The sequence below is a fragment of the Vibrio sp. LQ2 genome (genome assembly GCF_023920125.1).
Lineage (GTDB): Bacteria > Pseudomonadota > Gammaproteobacteria > Enterobacterales > Vibrionaceae > Vibrio > Vibrio fluvialis.
In genome coordinates this window covers 1711134-1735634 of record NZ_CP085308.1, presented here as the reverse complement: position 1 = coordinate 1735634, position 24501 = coordinate 1711134, and the positions used below count along the sequence as shown (strand labels likewise).

The following is a 24501-nucleotide window of genomic DNA, read 5'->3' as shown; positions in this document are numbered from 1 at the left end:
TGCTAAATTAAGCTGCTTTCGACTCTAATTTGCCTGTAGTACAGTCAAACTTCACAGTGTCGCCTTTCTCGATCTTGCCGCCTGCGCTTTCTTGGTAGTAAACCTTAGTCAGCGTGGTGTAAGTCATGGCAAAGTCTTCCACTGGCAGGTTGCCGTCTGAACCGTGGATGTTGTAGCTCGCGATACGTGCCTTCTCCAGAGTCAGAACCATGTATGGCTCAGAACCAGCACCATCACGAGATGGTTTGGTCAGCAGAATTTCAACTGTTTTACCTTCTGCACCTGGTGCAAACAGGAACGTCGTCAGGTGAGGTGAAGCACCGTCAGAGTTACGAGTGACCGACACTGCATCCAGAGATACCATGCCTTTGTCTGCGTTGTTTGCGTTACCCACATCCACGCTCACACCGCGGTTTGCACCCCAGTTCATGGTGTCGATAGCAAAGAAACCTTTCTTGCCGCCAATGTCGCCGATCGTCGCTGCACCTTTGATATTGTCCAGTCCGTCAATGCGCATGTAGATAGATGCCATAGTTATTCCTCTTTCGTTTTCCGTTTGTCATAGGTGTTATGACGGTTGAGTACCGTTACGAGTAAGTAACAAATACCGTTTAAGTAACGACGACTTCGTCGGATTACTCATTGTTATTAGATTCCCCACCCAATTGAGAGTGAGTGAACACTACCATTCAATCGCTGACAGACCGCTCTCGCTGCCGTTTGCCGTCGATGAAGTTGGGGATACCGAAGGCGCAGCCTCCGGCATCGTAATTTGTGGTGCTGAGGCAACGGGTGCCGCTGCACGGCTTGCCTGATGCTGCGCGCTTTCCAGACCTGCCAATTGTTCAATGCGTTGCTGCACTGCGTTGTTGTCGCCCACCAACTCTTCCAACAGTTCAGGAAGAGACATGCCACCCCAGCGAATCGCACGTTTCAGCAGCAGATATATAGGGCTGTGGGGTTCGGTGGCGAGAAAGTAGTCCGCAATGCGTTGCAGTTCGGCAAATGCCTGTTCACGTGACGCCAGCGCATCCTGAGGCACAACAGGTACCGCCACCGACGCCGCAGTTTGCGTCATGACAGACGCTGTTTGTGACTGACCCTGCGTTGGCTGATGGACAGATTCAGTTGATGCAGAGTGAACGGTGGCCATGGTTTGCTCAGGCACCGTTTGTGGTGTTTCCGCGTCAACCATCGCCGCGTCCAGAGGCCAACGGGCAAATTGATCGCCCACCAGAAAATGAATCGCATTGATCAGGCGTTCGACCGCCTCTTTCACAAAGCGAAAATTAATCGACTGGGTACCGGCCGCCGCACATTTCTGCTGCAGGGTCTTTTCCAGAGCAAGAAGAGCATCTTTACTTGCACCGAGTGCCAGAATGCGCGCTTCCACTTCCGCCTTCTCACGAGAAAAATCCGCCAGCGCGACCGCTTTCAACTGCGGCAACGAACCCGATTTTTCTGCCGCAAAGAAACGGCCATAATCAATGTCGCCGACCAGAGGCAGCATTTGCAGCGGCATGTACAGCAAGCCACTTTCTGCGGAATCGCCAATCAGTTGCAGCAGCGGCTTCACGCGGTGTTCCGCCACTTCTTTGAGTTGTTCGGCGTCGTTGTCTGCTCTGCGTTTGTTCTCCGGCAGTGTTGGCTGGAGTGAGTCCCAGAAACTCTCGATCATCTGCTCCAGCGTATGGAGCGCCTGCGCCAATGACTCGAAAGGCGAAGCAGAGAAGAGCTGGGCCATGGTGAACCAGGAGTAAATTTCGACATCTTTGGACTGCTCAGTCAGACAGCTTTCACACAGTTTGGCCAGAGCATCCCAGTTCTCCGCGTTGGTATGGACCACCACCGCGTCCTGCATCGCATCCGGTGTTTCCACCAGTTGGCGGAACGAGGATTGTGCGACGTTGAATGCATTCCGATACGTGCGATACAAGGTGCGATTATCCTTGAGATATTCGCCACTCGGTTGTTCATCAGATATCGGGTTGAGCAGATGTTCAAACATATCGGTTCCTAACCTTTTCTATCGTCTGCGAATCAACGCTTAGCGTGGAAACTTGACGCCAAACCCGTGACACCTGGCAAATTCTGAAACTTAGTAAATTTGCTCCAGATAAAGCTCGACAGGTATGCAATCGCCCACGCTTGAGCGCCTTGCAAGCTGATGTTAGGCGTGCCACTTTTCAGCGACAGCGCAAAGGCCTGACCACCACGGATCACCAGTGGACGCGTGCCGTTGGCAAACACGTTGTGCTCCGTGACGGTTTTCGTTCGGTTGGTCTTTGGGTCGAGCTTTTGCGTTTCGCGCGTATCGAGAAGACGCAGCTCTCGGGTCAAAAATTTGGACAGAATTTCGCAAGCCAGCAGCACATTTTGATCACCTTCGGCCATGCTGCGGCAGTGAGTAATCGACGTGCGCAACTTGTCACCGATTTTGCCTTTGATGTCGCCGCCGACCGTGATGACGCAGTCGTCGTTATCCCAAACAAAACGTTGCTCGCCTTGGATATAAGCCAAACGCGTCAGGTTGTAGAAAGCGTGTCCGTAGGCTTTACCGCGCGACATTTGCGATACGTTCAACTGCAGCTCAACAATGTGCGGAATGGTTCGGCCTTTGAAATCAATATCCATCGCCAGAAAGAACTTCACATCTTTGTACACATCTTCAATATTCTTGGCCCACAGATCCTTTACCGCAGGGGTTCGGTCAAATTGTGGTTTCTTCAATGCGGTAAATTCATCGGTGGTGTAGATGAAATCCCGAAACGCCAGCATCTGCGCTATGGTGCTGAACACGATGGTGGCTCGTGCGATGTCTTTGACTTCCAGCGGTGTTTTCACCCCTGCACCAGTGATGTCTGTGGTCGTATCATCCCAATTCGTAATGCCACATTTTTCCGCAATACGTTGACGGGTTTTCAACGGACCTCGCGAGTAGGTAATGCGTTTGCCAGACTCGTTGTTGACCTTCTGGGTCAAGTTTTGCATGAACGAATTTAACTTTTGGTTGGCCAATTTGGCCTGCTCGACCAGTTCTTCAATCTGGCCACGCTTGTCATAAGTGCTGGTAAATGTCGTCTGAGAGATACGATCTCCCCAGGTGTAAGTACTTGGCATAACGATTCCTATTTTTCTTGTCGCCTTTTCAGGCCGTCCGAGTTCCGATGGATTAACCGATCAATACGGTTGCCGCTCCGGCCACAATCGCACCGCCGTGGCTGGTGCTGTCGCCCAGCCGTGCCGCCGGTGTGCTGTTGATCAGCACCGTGGTACTGCCCGCCGCAATGGTGTCGGGTGGTCCGACACAGGTAATTGAATCGCCCACCACCGCAGCAGGCAGGCTGCCTATCAGTACGGTTGCCACGCCCGGTCCAATAATAGGGCCACCAACGTGGGGCACACTCCCTGTCGCCATCGGACAGGTATGCATGTCGGTGAGTCTGGCTGCGCACATGCCCATTACATTGGTTCTCCATTTGCTGAGCCGTTACCACCCTCGGCTAAGTCACGGGCCATACGAAAGACATTGCGGTAAAAGGTTTTATTGCCTTTCCACTCGGGAACCACGGCAGCGGTATTGATCGCCCCGGCGACCGCTTTGGCATACAAAAATTCCGCCGGCATCACAATCGGGTTACCCAATGGTGCGATACTGCCCGTGCCGCTCCAGAACACCGCTTGTCCCAACCAGCGAGGCGCGCGATCATTAGCCAGTGACTTGATTTCACTTTCAATCCGGCGACGCAGCGCTTCATTGGGTTCCATCACCCAGCGCATGCAGTCATCAATCAGCTTTTGCTCTTTCGGATGCCAATCTTCATGGCGCGCTTTTAACGCCAACGCCGTCCACCAGATCGCTTCTCGCATCGGCAGGGCGTGAGCCAGAAAATGAGTCAGGTCAACGTTGAGCCCCGCCTCTTCCAGCACGGTCATGGCCGCTTGTGGTGTATCCTGCAGTTCAATTAAATCCATCGCATCGTCAGATAACTTGGTGCGTTTCACGACACTAGACGCTGCCGGATAAGGAATCTTTTTCATCATGTTTAGTTCACCATCACCAATGCGCCGCTGATGGACGCCTGACCATCAGAACTCAGTTCCGCCGTCGCACTGCCCGACACTGTCGCGGTGACATCTGCGCTCAGTGTCGCGTTGAGGCCAGACACGGTGGCCGAACTGCTGGCCGACGCGGTAAAGCTGCTGCCCGCACTCAGAGACATCGAACTGCCCGACGACGCACTCAGAGAACCATCGGAATCGAGACTGATCGAATCACCCGATTGGCTGATGTCGCCACCCGACAGGGAAATGGCAGAATCCGCGGTTAACGCGATGGTGCTGCTGGAAATCTCAATCTTGTCGCTGCTCATCACAATGCTGCTGTCACCCACTTTTAAGGTCAGTGAATCACTGCCCGTGATGGTGATGTCTTTGCCGTCTTGCGTGATCGACTCCGTCACGGTCAGCGCATACGATTTTTCCGTCGTCAGCGTGATGCCCTCTTTGGCCGACAGGCTGTGTGACTGTTCAATCGTTTCCGTCAGGTTCTTGGTGACCGCCAAGGTCATTTCTCCACCCACGGTTTCACTGTGATCGTTCACGACTTCACTGGTGAAATCCTTGGCGGCGTGCAGATACAGCAGCTCGTTGTCTTTCTTGTCGTCGAAACGCAGTTCGTTTGACTCGCCCGCCAGCTTGGTTTTCACGCCACTTTCAGTGGTGTTTTCCGTTGGGTATGGCGGAGTGTTGGTCGAGTTATAGACACTCGCCACCACCACGGGCTGATCCGGTTCGCCGTTGATGAAACTCACCAGCACTTCCTGACCCGCACGTGGCAGGAATTGCATGCCGTAGCCGCTACCGGCCATGCCTTGAGCGACGCGAACCCAGCAACTGGTTTTGTCGCCGGTTTCGTCATCCCAATGGAATTTGATCCGCACGCGACCAGACGTATCACTGGCAGGTTCACTCTCAGTACTGCCCGCCACAACCGCAGATTGCAGGCCGTGTAATACGGGCCGAGCTTTCGCTGGCGGATAGAACACCTGATCTTCTGGCACACACACCAACTCAGCCTGCGCGCTGAACGCATTGCCTTTTTGGTTTTCAAACTGGTAATGCAGCTCGGTCACCAAATAATTGCCTTCTTCGGCACTGTCTGAATGCGCCGCCAGTTTCAGATACTGACCGACACACAAATCTGCCGATTGTGTCTTGGCGTTAACACGGTCATAGCCAGAATCAAGCTGACCACGCTGCAGCGTGCCAAGGGTTGAGGTCAGGCTACTGAAATCATTAGTGATCGATGCCGTCGGATAACGGTACTCTTTGAGTTTGGTGTTACCGGAGACAGAGTAGCCCGACGCTTTGGCGCCGCTGGTCACCACTTTCGATTGTGAGTAGTCGTAACCGGCAATTTCCAGTGAGGCGCTGTGAAACGCATACTCACGCTGCCACGTATCTAACACGTCGTAATCACCCGATGGTGCGGCGGCGTAATCCAGCGTCGCCATGTCGCTTTGTTCAAACGACATCTGCGCTTCCTGCAGATAGAGTTTTGCCGCATTGGCATCTTTACCGAAGTAAAAATGCACGCCATCTTCGGCGAGTAAGCGCGTGACAAACTCAAAATCCGACTCACCGAACTGAACGCAATATTCACGACTGGTCGATGGCATGCTGTTGACGGTGTACTTACCGCTAAAGCCCAGCTCATCGAAAATGGACGTCACGATGTCCTGCGCGGTTGACTCCTGAAATACGCGGCACTGGCGTGAATGCTTGAGCAGGAACAGCCATGGCTGAACAGTCAGTTTGATGCCGTAGTAACTTGAATCAATCCGTTGCGACTGAGCCTGAGCTTTCACCACATAGCCTTGGTACTGACGCAGGCTGGTGCGCGAATCGCCAATCACGTTGTAGACATAGCAACTGACTTCAGTGCCAATCCAATCCGCAGGCGAAGAATCAGACACTATGATGTCGGCTTGCCACTCATAGTGCTGGTTGATCTGCTCAGTCACACTCAGGGTTGAAGCTACAAACTCATTGCCGTTGGCATCCTGAACCACCAGATAGCTGCCTTGCGCATCAATCAATTCATTCATCTGCGACGCCTCTTAATGCCGTGTCTTTGCGGTCAGTCATCATTGAGCCTGCTCCTGCTGCACATTGACCAGATCGGCAAATCGCAGTAGCTGAATGGGCGGAAACAGTGACATCTTGCGGGCAACATCCATATTGATGGTGATGGCGTAGTTGCTCAGTTCAGCAATCGGTAAATCACCGGGCTTGGCATCATCAAACAAAATCTTGCTCGCTTGGTTGGCGGCCAACTGCCCCACACGGTAATACTTGTTGGACACCGAAATCAGCGCCGACGAATTAGTCACCATCGAGTCATAAGCGCTCGCGACGGGCAAACCGTATTTCATCGCGGCTTGTGTAAAACTGTCGCTGTTCGCCAAGTTGTACGAGCTGGATCCGACGTACACAACGTCGACACCCTGCTCGGCAAGGTGCTGCATTTTCTCGTCAAACTGGTTCGGTAGTGGCTTGCCCGCTTTATCCAGCGCATAGGTCTCGGTATACACCGCAAAGCCCATCGATTCTGAAAGCTGCTTGAGCTCCTGCGTGTTCAGTACAGAGTTAAGCTCCGCCGTCGAATAGACCACGCCGACTTTGGTCACAGGGAAATATTCACGCATGGCGCGAATCTGAGTGTCTTCACTGATGCGGTTGCGAATACCCGCCACCGTTGGGCGACCCGTTTTATCGGCAGCGGCACTGATGTCTGCGCCGACCGGATCAGCGACGACCATGAACATCACAGGAATATCGCCCAGCTTGGTTTGTTCGCCGAGTTCAGCGCGCGTGCCGATCATGGCTTTACTCACGCTGGTGCCCCAGGTCACCACTAAATCCGGCGACATGGCTTTGGCTTCGTCCAGAAGATCCGCCAGTTTGCTGGTGTCGCGCTGCGCATCGCGCACAATGACATCCACCGGCAAGCCATTATTTTTAAGGTAATCCTGAAAGCCCTGACACGACTCTTCGCATCCGCGCCAAACCGTCATCAGTACCGTTTTGTGTTCTTCAGCTGCCAGCGTTTGTGCAGAAACCAACAGCAACAGACCCGAAAGAATGGATTTCATAGTTCGGCCTCCATGCCGCGACGGCGCGCGGGCATGTTCAGGAAGAGAATCATCATCACACCGCAGAAAATAATGCCGCACCCAACAATCGCCATCGCAGCGCCGAAGTCGTACACCGCCAGCAGCGAAGCAACAATAACCGGGCCAAGCACGCTACCAATACGTTCCGCGGTACGCAGCACGCCCAGCACTTCCGTGCGACCAACTTCAGGCGTGTCTTCCGACGCCTCCAGCGCACACGCGATCAGGGGTGCTTTAAGAATGGAGTGCGCAATACCCATCAGTGTCACCGCCATCAGCATTTTGATGATGGACGCTTCGCCATAGAGCGACACCAGAATGCCACCCGACAGAATGGTGCCGAGCACGATCAGTTCACGCATCTTCTTGGTGCGGTCAGCAATGCCGGACGCAATCGGGCTGAGCGGAATGATCACCAAAGAGTAAATCATCATGATGCGGCCAATTTCAGACTGGCTGGCATCGAGTGACACCAGATACAGCGGCACGGTGAAGTAAAGAAAACCGGTCAGGACAATTTTGGCTGGAATCGCGCAGCACACGGTCACGGCTACAAAGCGGGCATTTTTTGCCAGTAGTTTGATACTGCCTTTCTTTGCGCCCTGAGTTTTGCCATCGTTGACGCTGCCCGAGAACATGCGCCACGCCAGCAGACCGGCAAACGCGGCCAGCGCAGCAGAAATCAGAAACACAGGTTGATAACCAATACGATCAGCAATGATGCCGCCCAGCGCCGTTCCACACATGGTGGCGGTCATCAGCACGCCGACAAAGATAGACATGCCTTTTGCGCGGTTTTCCGAGGTAACAACCGCAGCGATGTAGCTCTGACAGCTGATGGTGATCACCGCGTAACCGAGTGCGGTCACGCCGCGCGCCATCACTATGTCCATACTGTTGGTCGCAAAGGCGCAGCCAAAGTAGCCACCGATCGCCGGGATCAATCCCAACAGGAACAGTCGCTTTTGGCCCCAACGATCCACCCATTTCGCGGCGAAAGGCGTACATGCGGCGATCACAAACATGAAGACCGAAATCGGCAGGCCCAGCATCACATCTTTGGAGATCCAGGACGAAGGCTCATAGAATTCTTCAACGAACAGCGGCATGAATGATTTTTGTAGCTCTTCGGCAAACGAGAACACAAACAGCGGAATACGCGCATCGACAATGTCGCCTTTTCTCATGCCCAGTCGGCTTTGCAGGCGAAAGCGTTCCGCAATCGATTTAAGACGGCTTTGCAGCTCTAGCGCACTTTCGCTGTTGAGCAGTCCGAACAAGCGGCTGAAGCGGCTTTGCAGTTCACGTGAATCCTGATTGAGGCGGTCTGCAAATGTACCGATGGTGCCGTGGGTCGCCACACTCTCGTTGACGGAGAAGTCACCTTTCACTTGGCGCTTGAGGATCGATTCGGACTCTTCCAGCGGGCCGGAGATGTAGAACATCACCACGACCATGACGACCTCAAAACAGACCAGCAGCACGGCCACTAACACAATAGCGATATCAAAGAAAATATCCGTCAGTTGCGACTGTACGTAAGTTGCGCTCAGGCCGACATACACGCGGCCAGCGGTTTGACCAGACGTATCGATATCGAGGCGGAACACATCACTTTGCGGTGAATTGCCCAGAAACGACGATTCAAACAGTAGTGGCAGCTCTTTCACCACCACGCTAAAACGATCAAGTAGTGACGCGCCGAGATACTGAGTCGATGATTTTTCAAACGTCTTGTCGTCGGCCAGATCCAAATTGGACACTTCGCCCGCTTTGTACAGCACGGTATCGTCCTGAGTCACTGCGACAAACGTCAGCTCAGGGTACTTATCCAGCGAATCTTTCAGGTAGGCATCCATACCGCGAATCTGATCGAATGGTACGCCCGCATCAACCGCCGTAGTCAGATCATCATGCACACTCTGCGCAATGGCATTCGCTTTCTTCAGCAGCTCAGGTTTCACCGAAAAGTTGAATTCCACCAGCGTGTAAACCGCGCTCAGTCCCGAGGCAATAAAGGCGCTCAGAATCGTAATCAGAATCAGACGGCGGTTAATAAAACTGGCCATACTTTTGGCTTTGTTCATGAACGAACCTCAGTGTTTTGAGTCGATGGCTGACTGACCGTCAGGTCCTGAAGTTTTTCCAGCTCTTCAGAAACCAGTGACTTCATCTTTTCGCTTTGCTTAATTTGCTCTGCCAGACTTTGGGTCATCTGACCTTGCGGGATCTGTTCAAGACGTTTTTGATCGCCAGTGGAGTAACCGTGGATGAGCTTAATGACGTTGGTGACATCACCAAAACCAATACGGATGATGAAAAACACCAGCAACGACGCGAGCAGGAAAATCACCACGGTGGCTTCGAGCAGATGCAAACGCACCAACGCGTACACACCAAACAGGGCGGATTTGTTGTAGACGATGACAATGCTGCCAGCGAACGCACCGAAGCTGTCGTAAATTTGCAGGCCACTGTAGAGTTCTGAGTCGTCGCTCAGCGTCCACCTCGGCTCACTGGATTTAAGGGCGCGGCGAACCACGTCTTCAGGCAAGCTTTGTACAGGGCTATCGTCAGCATAAGACTGCACCAACGGTTTGCCATGCTGATCGATCAATGCCACCGCAACCACATTCGGTTCACGAACACGGGCTTGCTCAATTTGTTGTTTGAGGTTTTTAGCGGACTGGTAGGGAATGCCGAGACGTTCGACCCTTTCCACCGAATTGGCGAGTGAGGAGGAGATCACTTCCAGTTTTGAAGACACCACGTGCGACATCAGGCTGTCGAACTTCATGTAGTTCATTAAGTACAGCAAACTGAGTACGGAAAGGAGGATCACCCAAACGGTAATCACCAACCGTAGATGCACTTCAAAGAAAGCTCTCATATATACAGTTACCCAGCCAATATATTGTTATTCACTTATTCACAAGCGAGATACTAGATTGGGAATTTGCATAAATTGTGCAGCTTGCGATTTTTCTCACTCAGAGTGAACTCAGATCACAAAAAAATATCGTTTTTGCCGAATTATTAATCATAATTTAGCATTAACTTATAAATAAAAAGCTAAATTAACATTACTTAAATTACTAATATTTAAAGGAATTTTTTAGAATATTAGGCTGCGTTATTAATAGGAATATATTGAAGGTTGCGGAGAGAAATCATCAGTGAATATGCGGCTTTCTCATTGAGGAATAATAGCCAATATAAATGTAAGGATATAAAAGCAGCGAAACTCTTTTTGCTAAATCAAAGCGATTCATCAACAAAACTATCGATAAGTACAGCACACTCCATACGCCACCTTTAGCGGTAAATCTGCCACTACGACACTTTTGCCTGAAACATTGGACAATAAAAAGCGCCACACTTAACCAGTGGGGCGCTCTTGAATTTACTGGGCGAAAAAATCGCGCTTACAGATATTCGCACAAATATGCAGTCGCAACGGCTACCTGCAGATCAAAAGAGGAATTACCTTCCACTTCAAACGCTTCACCTGAGTTGAACGTTACCCAGTCTGCATCAGTCGCGCGTTTAATGGTCAACGCACCTTTCACAACGGTCATGCGCTCTGGTGCACCTGTACCGAAGGTGTATTCGCCCGGCGCCATAACGCCGACGGTGATTTCATTACTATCCTGCTGAAAACCCAAAGACTTTACGTTGCCTTCGAAATAGCTGTTCTCTTTAATCATTGTTCTTCCTTGTCAAATTTAATGCTTGCCGAGTCGCTGCCTGCGCGAACGGACGTTCTGTTTTTAACTCAAGAGCGCGCTTTACACAAGCGATTGTCACCCCTTTGGCTGCGACTTTTACACCGACACGCCACATCACTATTGACCTCTTTGGTGCGGCATCTTCCTTCCGTTGGTAACAGCATTGATAGAAAACTCAATTTTTGAAGCAAGATCATAATTTATTGTGGGAAATTTGCGCTCACTTTGCGCCTACTCCACTCTATGTTTCTCTATTTTTGCGATACTTTTGCAACAGATAGACGCCAACTGCTCCATGTTATTTTCGCGCGACCATTTTATGAAAAAAATAAATGGTGCCGCCGAGATAGCCTCGCCAGACGAGGTCACGCGTGCAGACACAGAGTAGCCGGGACAGGAGTAAATCACGGTGGCAACAGGGAACAAGCGAACCAAAACAGACAAGATGAGAGCGGGATCGCCCAGACTATCGAAAGCCAACATGTTCAGAATCGTCTTCTGGAGTGGTTTGTCTCTGCTCGCCTGTGCATTCGCGGCTCTGCTGCTGTTTAGCTACAAAGATTATGTCAATCCCGAACAGGTATATGGCTCCTGGATAGAAATCGGCACACCCAGTTATCAGACAGAGATCCTGACGTTCAATGAGCAAGGCGTATTTCGTAACAGTCGACTGGTGAGTACCAACTTCGAGTACGATGGCAAAAATATTGAGGTCGAAACCGGTTTGGGTCGCATGACCTACCAAATCGCTGGTACAAGAAATTCACCGCAGTTAAAACGGGTAGAGCCCACAATACCAATTCAACGCTTCATCAAAGAAGGGTATGAAGACACGATTGAAGAGGGTGAAGGCACCGCAGGCCAAGCCAGAAGATCGGCACTCTCCGCCCACTTCAATGAGAAATAGCACTTAACCCGTCAGAACATTATCTTCCGGATATTTGAGGAGTGTCGCCTGTGGGCGAGCCAGCATGTAAGCCAGAGTGAGCGGGCCAATACGGCCGATGATCATTACGGCAATCATGATGTATTTACCCGGCTCACTCAGCTCCGCGCTTAATCCCGCACTCAGTCCCACCGTTGCAAATGCGGAGATGGTTTCAAACAACACCACTTCGAAACGCGCGTTCTCTGTCAACATCAGCAGAAACATCGCCGTCGTCAATAAGGCGCCGCTTACCACAATGATGGCCAACGCTTTGGTCACTGTCGGCCAGTTAACCGTGCGGTGGAACATCACCACATGATTTTTCTGCCGCAAGAAAGCCCAGGTTGCCACAAATGCCACGGTAAAGGTTGAAACTTTAATCCCGCCCCCGGTAGACGTAGAACCTGCCCCAATAAGCATGAGGATGATCATGATCAGCATCGCTGGCTGAGTCATCTGCGCGACATCAATACTGTTAAAGCCAGCGGTACGGGCGGTTGCTGATTGGAAAAAGGCCGCCAGCCACTGCTGCCAGAGCGGCAGGGATTGCATCGTCTCCGGGTTGCGATGTTCCAACGCCCAAAACAGCAACGTTCCAACCAGCAGCAGACCCGGCGTGGCAATCAGCATGATCTTGGTGTGCAAGCTGAAGAAACGCCAGCCTGAGCGCCAGTGCGCCCATACATCGCCAACCACCGTAAAGCCAAGGCCGCCAAAAATAAACAGCCCCGCCAAGGTGAGCAAAATCGTCGGATCGCTGGCATAGCTCGTCATACTGTCGGAAAAGAGTGAGAAGCCCGCATTGTTAAATGCCGAGACGGCGTGGAACAGCGCGCAAAACAGCCCTTCCGCCCAGCCCAGTTGCGGCACCCAACGAAACGACAAAATGACCCAGCCAATTCCTTCGGCAATGAGAGCAAAAATGATGATGCGTTTTACCAGCCGCTGCAGGTTGACCGAACGATCCTGCCCCAGCGCATCTTTGGCTATCGCCTGTTGTTTGAGGCTCAGACGCACGCCAAACATGTACAGCAGCACCGCTGAAAGCGTCATCTGACCAAGGCCACCGATTTGCATCAGCAGCATCAACAGAATCTTGCCTTCAATCGTAAAATGCGTGCCGGTATCGACCACCCCAAGCCCGGTCACACTGATGGCGGACGTGGCGGTGAAGAGCGCATCGGTAAAACTGAGTCCGGTTTTTGAAAACACAGGTAACGTCAGCAGTACGGCCGCTGGAACGAGTACCGACAGAAAACTGACCAGAATGATTTTCGGTTCTGATCCGCTTTTGTTGTTCTTATCTTTATCCAGCGCGTAAAAAATGCCGCTGCGTTCGAGAGACATCATAAAGTTTTCAACTGTTTGGTGAGGGTTTGTTGGGGGCCAACGACAATCAGCATGTCACCAATTTCCATCACGGTATCGAGCGATGGCGCTTTCGTCATTTCAGGGCCACGCTTAAAGCCCAGCACCTGAACACCGTGTTCCTGACAGATCGCCATTTCATCAATCCGCTTGCCCATCATACGTGAACCAATCACGACCTCAGTCAATGCCAACCCGCTGCCCAGTTCGATGAACTCCAGCACGCGGCGGTCGAGCATTTTACGGGCTACGCGAATCCCCATATCCCGTTCCGGCATGATGACGTGGTCTGCGCCCACTTTCTGCAGAATCTTCACGTGGAACTTATCGTTGGCTTTGACCCACACCGATTTGGCACCGGATTCCTTCACCACCAGGGTTGCGAGAATGGAAGCGTTGATGTCTTCACCAATCGCGACCATCACCATGTCGTAGTCTTTCAGTTTGAGCTCAAATACGGTTTCTTCAATGGTGCAGTTCGCCACAATTGCCTGAGTCGCGTAGTTCATTGCCGCCTTGACTTTTTCTTCGTCGATATCGACCGCCAGCACTTGCGCGCCAGCTTCTGTCAGCTCCTGACAGACCGACAGCCCAAAACGTCCCAACCCAATCACTGCAAACTGCTTGTCACGAATTTTCATTATGTTGCCTTATACGAATACTGACGTAAGGCAGAGCCTTCACTCTGCAATCTAATAGCGGGTAGTGCTCCTCATTTTATAACTCAAACGCAGAGCGGATGGAAATCATCCGCCGCGCCATCTATAGAGAATCCCTGCATTTTCTGCTAGTTTTAGCCACAAATTTTCATCGATAAGAATACTCATGAGCATAGACGATTTACTGATGCGCTTTCAGGCATCCCCCTATTTAAAAGACTGGGACAACAGTGTGTTGTTTATCACCCTCGCCAGCTTTGTGGCCTGGGGGATCTGGCGACTCTCTTATCGCTATCTGTTCAATCTGACCGAAAAAACTAACTTTCATTGGGATGATCTGATCCTGCACGCGCTGAAAACGCCAATCAGTACCTTGATCTGGTGCTGGCCGGCAACCATCTCGCTGGGTCTGCTGCTTGATGACCATTTTCAGACCAAATTTAACTGGTTGCAAAACACCAAGAAACTGATGTTGATCACCATCTTTGTCTGGATTCTGCTGCGTCTGGTGTCTGAGGTAGAACACTACATTCTCAAGCAGCGTAAACGTGATGAGACCACAGTGCAGGCTGTATCGAAAGTGACGCGTTTAATCGTGATTATCACGGGAATGTTGTCGATCATGCAGGCATTTGGTTTGAGTCTCAAAGGGCTGCTGACATTTGGTGGTGTCGGTGGTCTGGTGGTGGGTCTGGCGGCCAAAGATCTGCTGTCGAACTTCTTTGGCGGTCTGATGATTTACTTCGATCGCCCATTCAAAGTCGGTGACTGGATTCGGTCTCCGGATCGCCAGATAGAGGGGACGGTTGAACGTATCGGCTGGCGTATGACCATTATTCGCACCTTCGATAAACGCCCGCTGTATGTACCGAACTCGGTATTCAGCAACATCGTGGTGGAGAACCCGTCACGCATGCAAAATCGTCGTATTAACGAAACCATCGGCCTGCGTTATCAGGATGCAGACAAGATGGAGACCGTGATCAACGAAGTGCGTGACATGCTGAAAAATCACCCGGACATCGATGCACATCAAACCCTGATTGTGAATTTTAACGCCTTTGGTCCATCGTCGTTGGATTTCTTTATCTACACCTTCACGAAAACCGTCAACTGGATTCGTTATCACGAAGTGAAGCAGGATGTGCTATTGAAGATTATGGCCATCATTCAGAAAAATGGTGCCGACATTGCGTTCCCGACCCGCACGCTGATCATCGACCCGACCAGTGCCGGCGAAGTGCCTGAGCCCCCCGCGCGTCCATGATAGTTCTGAAGCGATAAATAAAAAACCGCCAATATGGCGGTTTTTTATTGTCTATGCAGCTCTCAGTTTTGTGCTGCCACTTCACGCTGCACCGGATCTTCCTGATGTTCAGCCAGCCAGTAAAGCCAGATCATCCCCAGACACAACACAATACAGACACCAAACAACCAACTAGGATTGAGTGATTCAATCACCACACCACCCACTAATGGTGCGATAGCAAAGCCCAGTGAGTAGAGCGCCGCCGCACCGAAGTACGAGCCGCGTAAGTGAGCCGGCGCCATCCGGTCAATCTGCACATTCAGAGTCGGGAACGCGATTACTTCACCCATGCTGAGAATAAACCCGGCAATGTACCAGCCATAAGGCCAATCGGTCGGGGTAAACAAAAATCCAACCTGCGCCAGCATCATTAACACCATGCCGATACGAGTACGCACAAACAGCGGCACATGTTCTAGCCACTTGAGCGTCGGGAACTGAAAAATGATGATGGTCAGCGTATTGACCAGCACCAAGCTGGCGACAAGCTGCGCCGCATCCGAGACGCTGGAACGTACAATCACCTGCGGAATCGACGACTCCATCTGCGCATAGACAAACATCATGATGAAGTTGGCAATCATCATTTTGACGAAGATGCTGTCTTTGCTGATCACACGCAGTGTGCGGGCAAAGTTCGGCAACAGAGAAGTATCCGGTTTGACGTGATGGCCTTTGCGTTCAATCGCCATCAGCAGCCACAGTGCATAGATCAGGTAGGTGATGCCCGTTGCGATAAACAGCACCTGAGGATGCGCTAAGCCGAGAGTGATACCAATCAGCGGGCCAATCGCACCACCGAGATTGAGTAAGAAATAGCGAATGTTCATCGCCAGTTCGCGATCTTTGAGGTTGCTGAGGTTATCGCCCAACACGGCTTTCGCCGGCGCTTCAATCATCGGGCGCATCAAGCCCGCCAGAATGATCAACACGTAGAAATGCCAGCTCTGATTCGCCATGCCGATACCGGTGTACGCAACTGACGCCGCCAACGCCCCCGCCACCATGACCCATTTGCGACCAAATTTGTCAGACAGGTAACCAGAATAGAGCCCGGTGACCGCACCGACAACCGCCGAACTTGCGAGCATAGTGCCCACTTCCACTGCTGTCGCGCCATAATCCTGATAGAGAAACACAATCAGAAACGGCCAGGCCATAAAGAAACTGGTGCGAGCAAACAGGGTGCCGGCCAATACCGTCCAGACTGAGAAGTTAAAGCGCTGTATCCTCTGCCATTCAAATAAACTTTCTTGTTTTTCCATACATTCTCCTAGATCCGCCTGACGTTATAATTGCGCGACAATTGTCACACTTTTGGTTGTTTTATCGCCAATATAGAGAGAAAAGGTAAAGAAAGATAGCGATATTTGGCCTTTGATTCATGAAGAAACGGAATAAGAAAAACGTTTAATAAAACCTAATTTATACAGTTAGTTAGATCATCTTCTCTGCAAATAAAAAGCCGCACAATACAGCGTATTGCACGGCTCTGAATGTTTATTTCCAGAATATTTACAGTGTAAAGAAGGAAAGCTGTTCTTTCTGCTTTTCTGCTAAGCGAGACAGTTCGTTACTCGCGCTGGCGCTCTGGCTGATACCCGTCACGTTCTGCTGCACAAGCTCCGACATATTGACCACGTTGCGGTTGATGTCTTGCGTGACCTGAGACTGCTCTTCAGCGGCGGTCGCAACCTGAGCGTTGGTGTCGTTGATTGCCGATACCGATTCCGTGATGCCAATCAGAGCATCGTTGGCTCGCTGCGCCAGTTCATTATTGCGATTCAGCATCTCTAAGCTGGTTTGCATGCTTTCATTGGCTAGCACCGACTGACTTTGCAGCTCTTCGATGATGGACTGAATCTCTTCGGTTGATGCCTGAGTACGGGCTGCCAGCATGCGTACCTCATCCGCCACCACTGCAAAACCACGGCCTGATTCGCCTGCGCGCGCCGCTTCAATTGCAGCATTCAGCGCCAACAGGTTGGTTTGGTCAGACACGCCACGAATCACTTCAATAACATTGCTGATTTGTTCAGACTGCTCTTTGAGGCGCTGCACCACTTGCGCCGCATCGTTGAGCGCCACAGACATCTGCTCGCTTGCCTGACCGCTTTCCATAAAGATAGACAGACCCGATTGCGCCAGACCGTCTGCTTCACGCGCCGTCGCATCGGCTGACGTCGCGTTATCACTGACGTTATTGGCTGTGCTCGCCAGCTCGTTCACTGCCGACGCCACCTGTTCAATTTCCATCAGTTCCTGCTGCGCGTTGCTTTCTGCCTGAGTCATGACCGCCGCCAGCTCCGTCGCCGCCGAAGCCACATCTTCACTGATGCGTGTCAGTTGGTCGACCGTCGCGTGCAACTGCTCTGCGGTTTGGTTGACGTCTTTGTTCAGGCGTGCAATTTCGTTATCGCCGTCCGCATCAGCACGCACTGACAGATCGCCTTGCGCCAGTTTACGCATCACCGCTTGCAGACGTTGAATCGGCGCCACAATTTTGCCCGACAGCAACCAAGCCGCACCGAGTGAAACCACAAGTACAGACAGTACCGTCCACATTGCATTTTGCATCACTGCTGCGCTGTCTTTGGCGCTCTGTTCCATCGATTGGGTAGCGTAGTGGTTCACTTTCTGCGACAGGTCATTGATCGATTCCACCATGTGGTTACCGACTTCGCGATATTGTGTCACAAAGCGTTGATAATCCTGCTCGGTCACTAAGCCTGCATCACGACGAGTGAAAAATTCCACCGCGCGCTCAGACATATCGACATATTCGACGATGTTCTGCTGAACGTGTTCGATTTCTTCGTCGTACAGCTTTTGCTTCTGCATCTCTTCCAGCGTTTGATCAACCACTTTCAGGCCGGTTTTCAGCTCGCGCAGGAACACTTCGCGGCGTGCTGGATCGTAAATCGCGTATACCGCGCTGATGCGTAATGGATAGATAGTGTCATCAACACGTGCCAGCGTATCTTTGTACTGCACCAGCGCGTGTGTATTGTTCGCAACGGCGTGCTGTTCGTGAATCAGATTGGATTTGGTCACCCAAAGTGCGATCAGCAGGGCCACCGTGAGAAAAGCGACAGGCAGTAAAACCTGAACTCTTATTGATATGTTTTTCAATGAAAACTGCATGCTACACCTCAAGAAAGAAAAGATTGCGTCCATGCAGCGGGCGTTAGCCCAGAGAGTTAATTCGGCGCCGAGATTAGACAAAGATCACATTTTTGTCCAGCGTTAAAACCACATAAATCATAATGTTAACAGCGGAAACGTTTGGTTTCTCTCGCGCCGGAGAAATGTGAATCAATCATGACAATTTATGAAGAAATATATAAAAATGGCCACCCAAAGGTGGCCATTGAAAGTCAGCGCATAAACAGGCTGCTTACTTGCGCAAGGCGTTAAGTTTGGCCTGTGCTAAACCGAAGATGGTATCCACCGGATAACTGCCGTCATCCGTTGCAACGCCAGCGGGTTTTCCGGTGAAAATTTCAATCGCTTCAATCACATGGTCTATCGCCCAAATGTGAAACTCACCTTTTTCCACCGCTTTGACGATATCGGCGCGCAACATCAGATTATGCGTATTCGAACGAGGAATGATCACCCCTTGAGTATTGTGGCGCCCTTTGATGCCACACACGTCGAAGAAGCCTTCAATTTTCTCATTCACCCCGCCAATCGGCTGCGATTCACCGAACTGGTTCATTGAACCGGTAATCGCAATATCCTGACGGTTCGGCTGTTTGGAGAACGCCGACACAATGGCACAGAACTCTGCCATGCTGGCACTGTCACCATCCACACCACCGTACGATTGTTCGAACGTGATGGTTGTGGTCAGTGGCACCCGCGCCGTGCGGCCAAAGACCGAACTCAGATAAGCCGACAGAATCATTACCCCTTTCGAGTGAATGCTGCCGCCCAGATCCACGCTGCGCTCGATATCGATGATGTCGCCATCACCGTATGACGTCGTCGCGGTAATCCGGTTTGGCGCGCCGAATGCGTGATCGCTGGTCGCCAGCACCGACAGCGCGTTCACCTGACCAATCGCCATGCCTTCGGTTTGCATCAGCGTAGTGCCGTTCACAAAGCTCTCCATCACCCCTTCTTGCAGGCGATTGACGCGCATTTCCTGATTCTTCAGCGCCTCATCGACGTGGTTCTGACGAATCATATTCGAGTTCGCCTGACGAGCCACGTAGTTAGACTCACGCAGCAGATTGGCAATGTGCGCCGAGTGCAGCGACAGCTTGTTTTGGTCGCCGGTGATGCGCGAACTGTGTTCAATGATGCGGGCAATCGCTTTACGATCACAATGCAGCATGTTGTTGTCGTGCACGATGCTGGAGATAAAACGGGCGTAATGCAGCTCAGAATCGGCGGTACGCTTCATTTCATCTTCAAAATCAGCGGTGACACGGAACAGCTCACTGAACTCAGGATCGTAGTGCGTCAGCAACTCATAGGTGCGGTAATCACCAAACAGAATGATTTTCACATCCAGAGGGATCGGTTCCGGATCAAGCGATACAGTACCCGTCAGCGTCACTTCTTTTTCCAGAGAAGTAAAACTCATCTGACGTGAACGTAGCGCGCGCTTGAGGCCATCCCACACATAAGGCTGCTCCAGCACTTTCACCGCGTCCATCAGCAACACACCGCCGTTGGCCTTGTGCAGGCTGCCAGCACGAATCAGTGAGAAATCAGTAAACACGGTCCCTTTGTAGGTCGCGGTTTCGATGTAACCGAACAGCGAGTGATAGTTCGGGTTCTCTTCCACCACAATAGGAAAATCTTCTTTGTTGCGGCTGACCAGCACGTTCACTTTGTAACGACGCGGCAATTTTTTGTCCAGCGCCGCACTGGCCAGTTCACCCTGTTCACCGGTTTCATCCAAAAAGATATCGACGTTTTCGACGATATCTTTTTGCAACTCGGTCAGGTAGGTTTTGACTTCGGAGTACTTGGAGTAATCGTGTTTCAGCTGCTTGATAAAGTGACCAATCACATCCAGTGTGACGTCGTCATTCAGCTTTTTAATTTTTTCGCTGTACGACTCTTCCCACTCGGTCAGCTGGCGCACCATATTGCGCAGCGCTACTTCCAGCTCATCGATTGTCTGGCTGAACTGTTCCTGCTCTTTTTTGCTTAGCGCATCAAAGGTCTCTTCGGTATGCAGCTCTTCGCCGTTCATGGCAACGAACTGATAATCCCCCTGAGAGGTAATAGTCAGGCTGATATTGCGTTCTTTGGCTTTGCGGGTGATCTCTTCCAGCTCATCCTGCTGCTTTTGAGCCAGCTGGTTTTTCAGCTTTTCGGCACGGGAGAAGTAGAGCTCATTGTCAAAGGCAAGCGGAATAGCGTTCATCAGCTTCACCATCAGTTTTTCGATATCCTGACGGAAAGCCTGACCCACACCGCACGGCAGTTTGAGTACACGCGGAGTACGAATGTCATCAAAATTCGCCACGTAGCACCAATCGAACAACTCGGCGATTTCATGTTTGTGGCGGCTGAGGTAACGCAGAATCATGGTGCGCTTGCCAAGGCCATTGCGCCCGATGGCGTAAATGTTGTAGCCCTTTTCCTTGATGGACATGGCAAATTCGACCGCTTTTTGTGCGCGTTCCTGGCCAACGATTTCATCAATGGGAGCCAATTCTTTGGTAGATTTACACGGCAGTTTTTCTAGCTCTGCAACATGGTAGAGCTGCGCTGCGTTCAATTGTTGAATCGCCATACTCCCCTCCTTTGGTATTTATACTTCTTGTTTTGTAGCCTAAGTGTAGATGTAAAGCATTGACTTTTTAGTGACTTAGACTGGATTCGCGCTCAAGCGAACAAATAATAATCAATTTACACCCTCAAGCGGGTAATCACTGCGGCGAACAATATCCAACTTAAAAATGACAATCATTTGCAATTGATAGTTATTTGCATTTAAATATTCTCCATCGATGCACAGGAGGCGGACTATGAATCTGCAACAATGTTGGACCACGTATCTTCAGGCGGAAAAATTGCTCGAACAGGGCCACTGGCCGCAGGCACACTATTTGTTTGAGGATGTGCTGCATCATCTGCCGCACCACATTCAGCATGCTACGCACGACGAGAACACCAAGCCCTGTCAGATGAGCTGCCTGATCGCCGGATTGCGCGACGCGGCGGTTTATCAGTCAGAAATCCTCAACAACATGGGTCAGTACCAGCGTGCGTTTGAGGTACTTAATCAGTCCTATGCGCTGCTGCAGTTCATGTCGATTGAAGAATCGGATTTGGTCGCCGCCGTCTCTCCTGTGCTGGAAAAAAACAGTAATGATTTGCTGCGTCACATCGGCGCGTTCTGTCTCGCGCAGCGCAATGCCTCTTGGCAACTGGAATATGAACAGGTGGAAAAAGCACACCACTATTTCACCCAACTGAAGTCTTATCGCGAGCTGCAAAGCGGCGCGCCCGTGATCAATTGATAAGGATGTACAATGTCACACTCTCCTCTGTTGCAGGTCCGAAACCTGTCGGTCAGTTTTCAAACCAATGACGGCGTGGTTAATGCGGTCAACAATGTCAATTTCGAACTGAATGTCGGTGAAACGCTGGCCATCGTCGGAGAGTCCGGCAGTGGCAAATCCGTTTCAACCAACGCGCTGATGCAACTGTTGCCTAACAATGCCCGGATTGATGCCCAGTCGAGCATCGTGTTTGAAGGCGAAGAGCTGCTGGAAAAAAGCGAAGTGCAGATGCGCCGGGTGCGCGGCGATCGCATCGGGATGATTTTTCAGGAACCGATGACCTCGCTCAATCCATACCTGCGCGTGGGCATTCAGGTAGCGGAAGCGATGATGTGTCACCGCAAAGTGTCGATGGCTCAGGCCAAACAGCGCGTGTTGGAGTTGTTTGAACTGGTGCACTTGCCAAATCCGCAGCAGGCATACAGCAAGTATCCGCACGAATTTTCCGGCGGCCAATTACAACGCATCATGATTGCGATGGCGCTGATCAACGAGCCCGACATTCTGATTGCCGACGAGCCCACCACCGCACTGGACGTGACGGTGCAGGCGGAAGTGCTCAAGCTCATCAAAGAGATTCAGAGCAAAATGGGCATGGCGATTTTGTTCATCACCCACGATTTGGGCGTGGTGCGTTATGTCGCGGACCGCGTACTGGTGATGTGCAAAGGCGATGTGGTCGAAGAAGGTGATACACAGGAACTGTTTACCAACGCTAAGCACGACTACACCCGTATGCTGATTAACGCCATTCCTAAAGGCAGCAAAGATCCGGTTGATGCAAATGCACCCGCGCTGCTCAAAGCAAGCGACATTCGGGTCAAATTCCTGATCAAACCGCATTTTATTGCCAGCCGGAATCAGTATTTCGAAGCAGTGAAAGGCATTTCACTGGAACTCAAACAGGGTGAAACGCTCGGCATTGTCGGCGAGTCCGGCAGCGGCAAATCGACACTGGGCCGCGCACTGATCGGCCTGCTGCCATCAACAGGCGAAATTGAGTTTAAAGGCATGGACTATCGCAAGCTGAGCGAAGTGCAGCGCCTGACGCTGAAAAAAGACATTCAGATGGTGTTTCAGGATCCCTACGGTTCCCTGTCGCCGCGCATGACGGTCGGCGAAATCATCACCGAAGGATTGCTGGTGCATCAACCGCACATCAGCAAAGCTGAACGTCTGCAACGGGCACGCAAAGCACTGGAAGAGGTGCGTCTGGATGCCAGCGCGATCAACCGCTATCCGCACGAGTTTTCTGGGGGTCAGCGTCAACGCATTGCGATCGCGCGTGCGCTGATCCTGGAACCATCATTCATTCTGCTCGACGAACCGACGTCGGCCCTCGACCGTTCGGTGCAGCTGACCGTGATTGACTTGCTCAAAGACATTCAACAGCGCCGAAATATCGGTTTTCTGTTCATCAGCCACGACCTCAGCGTGGTGAAAGCGCTGTCGGATCGCGTGATGGTGATGCAAAAAGGCGAAGTGATGGAACAAGGCAGCGCCGAGGATATTTTCCATCGTCCGCAGCACGACTACACCAAGAAACTGATTGCCGCTTCGTTTGATATCGAAGACGAGGTCGCCGCGTAATCAAACTGTCATTGAGCGTCGCCATACTGGCGCCGTCAATATGATTGATATCGGTTTGGCCGCCGATCGATAATGCCGCACGGATGCGGCATTTTTCTTTTCTGGTGCGAAGCCATAACTACGAACCAATAACAAAAGGCTCAGAAATAGTGGGAAATGGCCAAGTAACGGGCGCGAATGTGCTCAATCAGCAAACGGACTTTGTTCGGCGGCTGGCGGGTAAACGGATACACCGCGTAGATGCCGAGTTTCTTGCCGACCTGCTCCGGGAAAATGTCCACCAACTCACCATTTCGAAAATCGTGATACACCAAGCAACGCGGTACGTAAGCAATGCCATGACCACCGAGCGCCGCTTTACGCAGCGCCGTAGCATTATCCGTCGTGAAGGTGCCTGACACGCGCACAATGTAGTTGCCTTTGGCGCTTTTGAACTCCCAATCGGTCGCCCCTGTCGTCTGGTAAGCGTATTGCAGGCAGTTATGATTGACCAAATCTTCCGGCTTAATCGGTTTGCCGTTACGCGCAATGTAGGATGGCGACGCGCATACCACCCATTGTGAATCCAGAATATGGCGCGCGATAAGGCTGGAATCTTCGAGATAACCCGTGCGGATCACCAAATCAAAGCCACCTTCCACCAGATCCACGAAGCGGTTATCGAGCGACATTTCCACCGTCAGCCCCGGATGCAGGTTACAAAATTCCGCCACCGCATCCGCCAGAATCAAATCACCCGAGATGCTGGGCACCGACATGCGTATGTGACCGCTGACATTTTCGCCAAACCCCGCCACCGCATCCATCGCTTCCTGAGTGGCTTGCTTCACATTTTTCGCACTCGCCAGCAACGCCTTGCCCGCTTCGGTCAGGGTCAATTTACGCGTTGTTCGATATAATAGCTGAACGCCCAATTCCTCTTCCAGTCGCGCCATTCTTTTACTAACTACCGAATTCGTAAGGTTATTTTGTTCAGCTACCTTACTAAAACTGCCCAGCTCTACCACCTGAGAAAACAGAATTAAGTCGTCTGCACGCATTCGATTATGCCAATTTTGGAACTAATTATTTTCATTATTTCCCTATATCACCAAAAAATAAAGGGGTACATTCACGCCGAATTAACAAACCCATCACAACTATAAAAATTTGTAACACCGAGCTCTAACGTCTTAACCCGTATCCTACAGCACGCGTTAAGCCATCATTTA

At 51.4% G+C, this 24501-nt stretch carries 20 protein-coding genes; 4 read left to right on the top strand and 16 right to left on the bottom strand.

Going from position 1 to position 24501, the window contains the following annotated elements:
- Positions 1–7 precede the first annotated feature (7 nt).
- From LGV68_RS08115 to LGV68_RS08070, 10 genes are all read right to left on the bottom strand, one after another.
- Complete coding sequence (locus tag LGV68_RS08115; RefSeq protein ID WP_004727569.1) at positions 8–532, bottom strand: type VI secretion system tube protein Hcp; 525 nt, start codon at positions 530–532, stop codon at positions 8–10.
- Between the two features lie 150 nt (positions 533–682).
- Positions 683–2008: a type VI secretion system ImpA family N-terminal domain-containing protein gene (locus tag LGV68_RS08110; RefSeq protein ID WP_252536499.1), complete on the bottom strand. Its 1326-nt coding sequence runs from the start codon at positions 2006–2008 to the stop codon at positions 683–685.
- Positions 2009–2040: 32 nt separating this feature from the next.
- Complete coding sequence (locus tag LGV68_RS08105; RefSeq protein ID WP_154183094.1) at positions 2041–3120, bottom strand: hypothetical protein; 1080 nt, start codon at positions 3118–3120, stop codon at positions 2041–2043.
- A 52-nt stretch (positions 3121–3172) separates the two neighbouring features.
- The gene (locus LGV68_RS08100) at positions 3173–3463 is read right to left on the bottom strand and encodes a PAAR domain-containing protein (RefSeq protein ID WP_252536497.1); all 291 of its coding nucleotides are present in this window, start codon (positions 3461–3463) and stop codon (positions 3173–3175) included.
- Positions 3463–4044, bottom strand: a complete 582-nt coding sequence (locus LGV68_RS08095) for a hypothetical protein (RefSeq protein WP_158129437.1) — start codon at positions 4042–4044, stop codon at positions 3463–3465. Before LGV68_RS08095 ends, LGV68_RS08100 begins: the two co-directional genes overlap by 1 nt.
- A 2-nt stretch (positions 4045–4046) precedes the next feature.
- The gene (gene tssI, locus LGV68_RS08090) at positions 4047–6110 is read right to left on the bottom strand and encodes a type VI secretion system tip protein TssI/VgrG (protein ID WP_252536495.1); all 2064 of its coding nucleotides are present in this window, start codon (positions 6108–6110) and stop codon (positions 4047–4049) included.
- 39 nt (positions 6111–6149) lie between these two features.
- Positions 6150–7157, bottom strand: a complete 1008-nt coding sequence (locus LGV68_RS08085; RefSeq protein WP_055465520.1) for an ABC transporter substrate-binding protein — start codon at positions 7155–7157, stop codon at positions 6150–6152.
- Entirely contained in the window at positions 7154–9265 is a 2112-nt protein-coding gene (locus tag LGV68_RS08080) for an MFS transporter (RefSeq protein ID WP_252536491.1), read from the bottom strand. Before LGV68_RS08080 ends, LGV68_RS08085 begins: the two co-directional genes overlap by 4 nt.
- Complete coding sequence (locus tag LGV68_RS08075; protein ID WP_104965037.1) at positions 9262–10068, bottom strand: hypothetical protein; 807 nt, start codon at positions 10066–10068, stop codon at positions 9262–9264. Before LGV68_RS08075 ends, LGV68_RS08080 begins: the two co-directional genes overlap by 4 nt.
- A gap of 535 nt (positions 10069–10603) precedes the next feature.
- Positions 10604–10885 (bottom strand): pyrimidine/purine nucleoside phosphorylase, encoded by a 282-nt coding sequence (locus tag LGV68_RS08070; protein ID WP_024375139.1) that lies wholly within the window; start codon positions 10883–10885, stop codon positions 10604–10606.
- A gap of 466 nt (positions 10886–11351) precedes the next feature.
- Here LGV68_RS08070 and LGV68_RS08065 point away from each other — a divergent pair, with 466 nt between their 5' ends.
- Positions 11352–11813 carry a DUF2850 domain-containing protein gene (locus LGV68_RS08065; protein ID WP_100267992.1) on the top strand — a complete coding sequence of 154 codons (462 nt, stop codon included), beginning with the start codon at positions 11352–11354 and terminating at the stop codon, positions 11811–11813.
- Between the two features lie 3 nt (positions 11814–11816).
- On the opposite strand, the gene LGV68_RS08060 is transcribed toward LGV68_RS08065, so the two are convergent.
- The gene (locus tag LGV68_RS08060; RefSeq protein WP_020328885.1) at positions 11817–13184 is read right to left on the bottom strand and encodes a TrkH family potassium uptake protein; all 1368 of its coding nucleotides are present in this window, start codon (positions 13182–13184) and stop codon (positions 11817–11819) included.
- A complete protein-coding gene (locus LGV68_RS08055) occupies positions 13181–13843 on the bottom strand; it encodes a TrkA family potassium uptake protein (RefSeq protein ID WP_020328884.1) in 663 nt (220 codons plus the stop codon). Before LGV68_RS08055 ends, LGV68_RS08060 begins: the two co-directional genes overlap by 4 nt.
- A 184-nt stretch (positions 13844–14027) precedes the next feature.
- Between LGV68_RS08055 and LGV68_RS08050 the strand changes: the two genes are divergently transcribed.
- The gene (locus LGV68_RS08050) at positions 14028–15128 is read left to right on the top strand and encodes a mechanosensitive ion channel family protein (protein ID WP_020328883.1); all 1101 of its coding nucleotides are present in this window, start codon (positions 14028–14030) and stop codon (positions 15126–15128) included.
- Between the two features lie 62 nt (positions 15129–15190).
- Here the strand turns inward: LGV68_RS08050 and LGV68_RS08045 are convergent, their stop codons facing one another.
- The 3 genes from LGV68_RS08045 to LGV68_RS08035 form a co-directional block, all read right to left on the bottom strand.
- Positions 15191–16435 (bottom strand): MFS transporter, encoded by a 1245-nt coding sequence (locus LGV68_RS08045; protein WP_252536490.1) that lies wholly within the window; start codon positions 16433–16435, stop codon positions 15191–15193.
- A gap of 250 nt (positions 16436–16685) precedes the next feature.
- Positions 16686–18314 (bottom strand): methyl-accepting chemotaxis protein, encoded by a 1629-nt coding sequence (locus tag LGV68_RS08040; RefSeq protein WP_020328881.1) that lies wholly within the window; start codon positions 18312–18314, stop codon positions 16686–16688.
- Positions 18315–18567: 253 nt separating this feature from the next.
- Positions 18568–20928: an ATP-binding protein gene (locus LGV68_RS08035; RefSeq protein ID WP_020328880.1), complete on the bottom strand. Its 2361-nt coding sequence runs from the start codon at positions 20926–20928 to the stop codon at positions 18568–18570.
- Between the two features lie 235 nt (positions 20929–21163).
- On the opposite strand from LGV68_RS08035, the gene LGV68_RS08030 reads away from it, so the two are divergent.
- Together LGV68_RS08030 and LGV68_RS08025 are read left to right on the top strand one after the other, a co-directional pair.
- Positions 21164–21658: a hypothetical protein gene (locus LGV68_RS08030; protein ID WP_024375144.1), complete on the top strand. Its 495-nt coding sequence runs from the start codon at positions 21164–21166 to the stop codon at positions 21656–21658.
- A gap of 12 nt (positions 21659–21670) precedes the next feature.
- Positions 21671–23290 carry an ABC transporter ATP-binding protein gene (locus LGV68_RS08025; RefSeq protein ID WP_024375145.1) on the top strand — a complete coding sequence of 540 codons (1620 nt, stop codon included), beginning with the start codon at positions 21671–21673 and terminating at the stop codon, positions 23288–23290.
- A gap of 140 nt (positions 23291–23430) precedes the next feature.
- On the opposite strand, the gene LGV68_RS08020 is transcribed toward LGV68_RS08025, so the two are convergent.
- Positions 23431–24330 carry a LysR family transcriptional regulator gene (locus LGV68_RS08020; protein WP_004727550.1) on the bottom strand — a complete coding sequence of 300 codons (900 nt, stop codon included), beginning with the start codon at positions 24328–24330 and terminating at the stop codon, positions 23431–23433.
- Between the last annotated feature and the right edge of the window lie 171 nt (positions 24331–24501).

Coding starts and splice junctions, on each gene's coding strand:
- LGV68_RS08020 (WP_004727550.1), bottom strand. CDS start 24,330: ATGCGTGCAGACGACTTAATTCTGTTTTCTCAGGTGGTAGAGCTGGGC.
- LGV68_RS08075 (WP_104965037.1), bottom strand. CDS start 10,068: ATGAGAGCTTTCTTTGAAGTGCATCTACGGTTGGTGATTACCGTTTGG.
- LGV68_RS08030 (WP_024375144.1), top strand. CDS start 21,164: ATGAATCTGCAACAATGTTGGACCACGTATCTTCAGGCGGAAAAATTG.
- LGV68_RS08035 (WP_020328880.1), bottom strand. CDS start 20,928: ATGGCGATTCAACAATTGAACGCAGCGCAGCTCTACCATGTTGCAGAG.
- LGV68_RS08115 (WP_004727569.1), bottom strand. CDS start 532: ATGGCATCTATCTACATGCGCATTGACGGACTGGACAATATCAAAGGT.
- LGV68_RS08050 (WP_020328883.1), top strand. CDS start 14,028: ATGAGCATAGACGATTTACTGATGCGCTTTCAGGCATCCCCCTATTTA.
- tssI (WP_252536495.1), bottom strand. CDS start 6,110: ATGAATGAATTGATTGATGCGCAAGGCAGCTATCTGGTGGTTCAGGAT.
- LGV68_RS08065 (WP_100267992.1), top strand. CDS start 11,352: ATGAGAGCGGGATCGCCCAGACTATCGAAAGCCAACATGTTCAGAATC.
- LGV68_RS08100 (WP_252536497.1), bottom strand. CDS start 3,463: ATGGGCATGTGCGCAGCCAGACTCACCGACATGCATACCTGTCCGATG.
- LGV68_RS08110 (WP_252536499.1), bottom strand. CDS start 2,008: ATGTTTGAACATCTGCTCAACCCGATATCTGATGAACAACCGAGTGGC.
- LGV68_RS08040 (WP_020328881.1), bottom strand. CDS start 18,314: ATGCAGTTTTCATTGAAAAACATATCAATAAGAGTTCAGGTTTTACTG.
- LGV68_RS08045 (WP_252536490.1), bottom strand. CDS start 16,435: ATGGAAAAACAAGAAAGTTTATTTGAATGGCAGAGGATACAGCGCTTT.
- LGV68_RS08060 (WP_020328885.1), bottom strand. CDS start 13,184: ATGATGTCTCTCGAACGCAGCGGCATTTTTTACGCGCTGGATAAAGAT.
- LGV68_RS08080 (WP_252536491.1), bottom strand. CDS start 9,265: ATGAACAAAGCCAAAAGTATGGCCAGTTTTATTAACCGCCGTCTGATT.
- LGV68_RS08085 (WP_055465520.1), bottom strand. CDS start 7,157: ATGAAATCCATTCTTTCGGGTCTGTTGCTGTTGGTTTCTGCACAAACG.
- LGV68_RS08070 (WP_024375139.1), bottom strand. CDS start 10,885: ATGATTAAAGAGAACAGCTATTTCGAAGGCAACGTAAAGTCTTTGGGT.
- LGV68_RS08105 (WP_154183094.1), bottom strand. CDS start 3,120: ATGCCAAGTACTTACACCTGGGGAGATCGTATCTCTCAGACGACATTT.
- LGV68_RS08025 (WP_024375145.1), top strand. CDS start 21,671: ATGTCACACTCTCCTCTGTTGCAGGTCCGAAACCTGTCGGTCAGTTTT.
- LGV68_RS08095 (WP_158129437.1), bottom strand. CDS start 4,044: ATGATGAAAAAGATTCCTTATCCGGCAGCGTCTAGTGTCGTGAAACGC.
- LGV68_RS08055 (WP_020328884.1), bottom strand. CDS start 13,843: ATGAAAATTCGTGACAAGCAGTTTGCAGTGATTGGGTTGGGACGTTTT.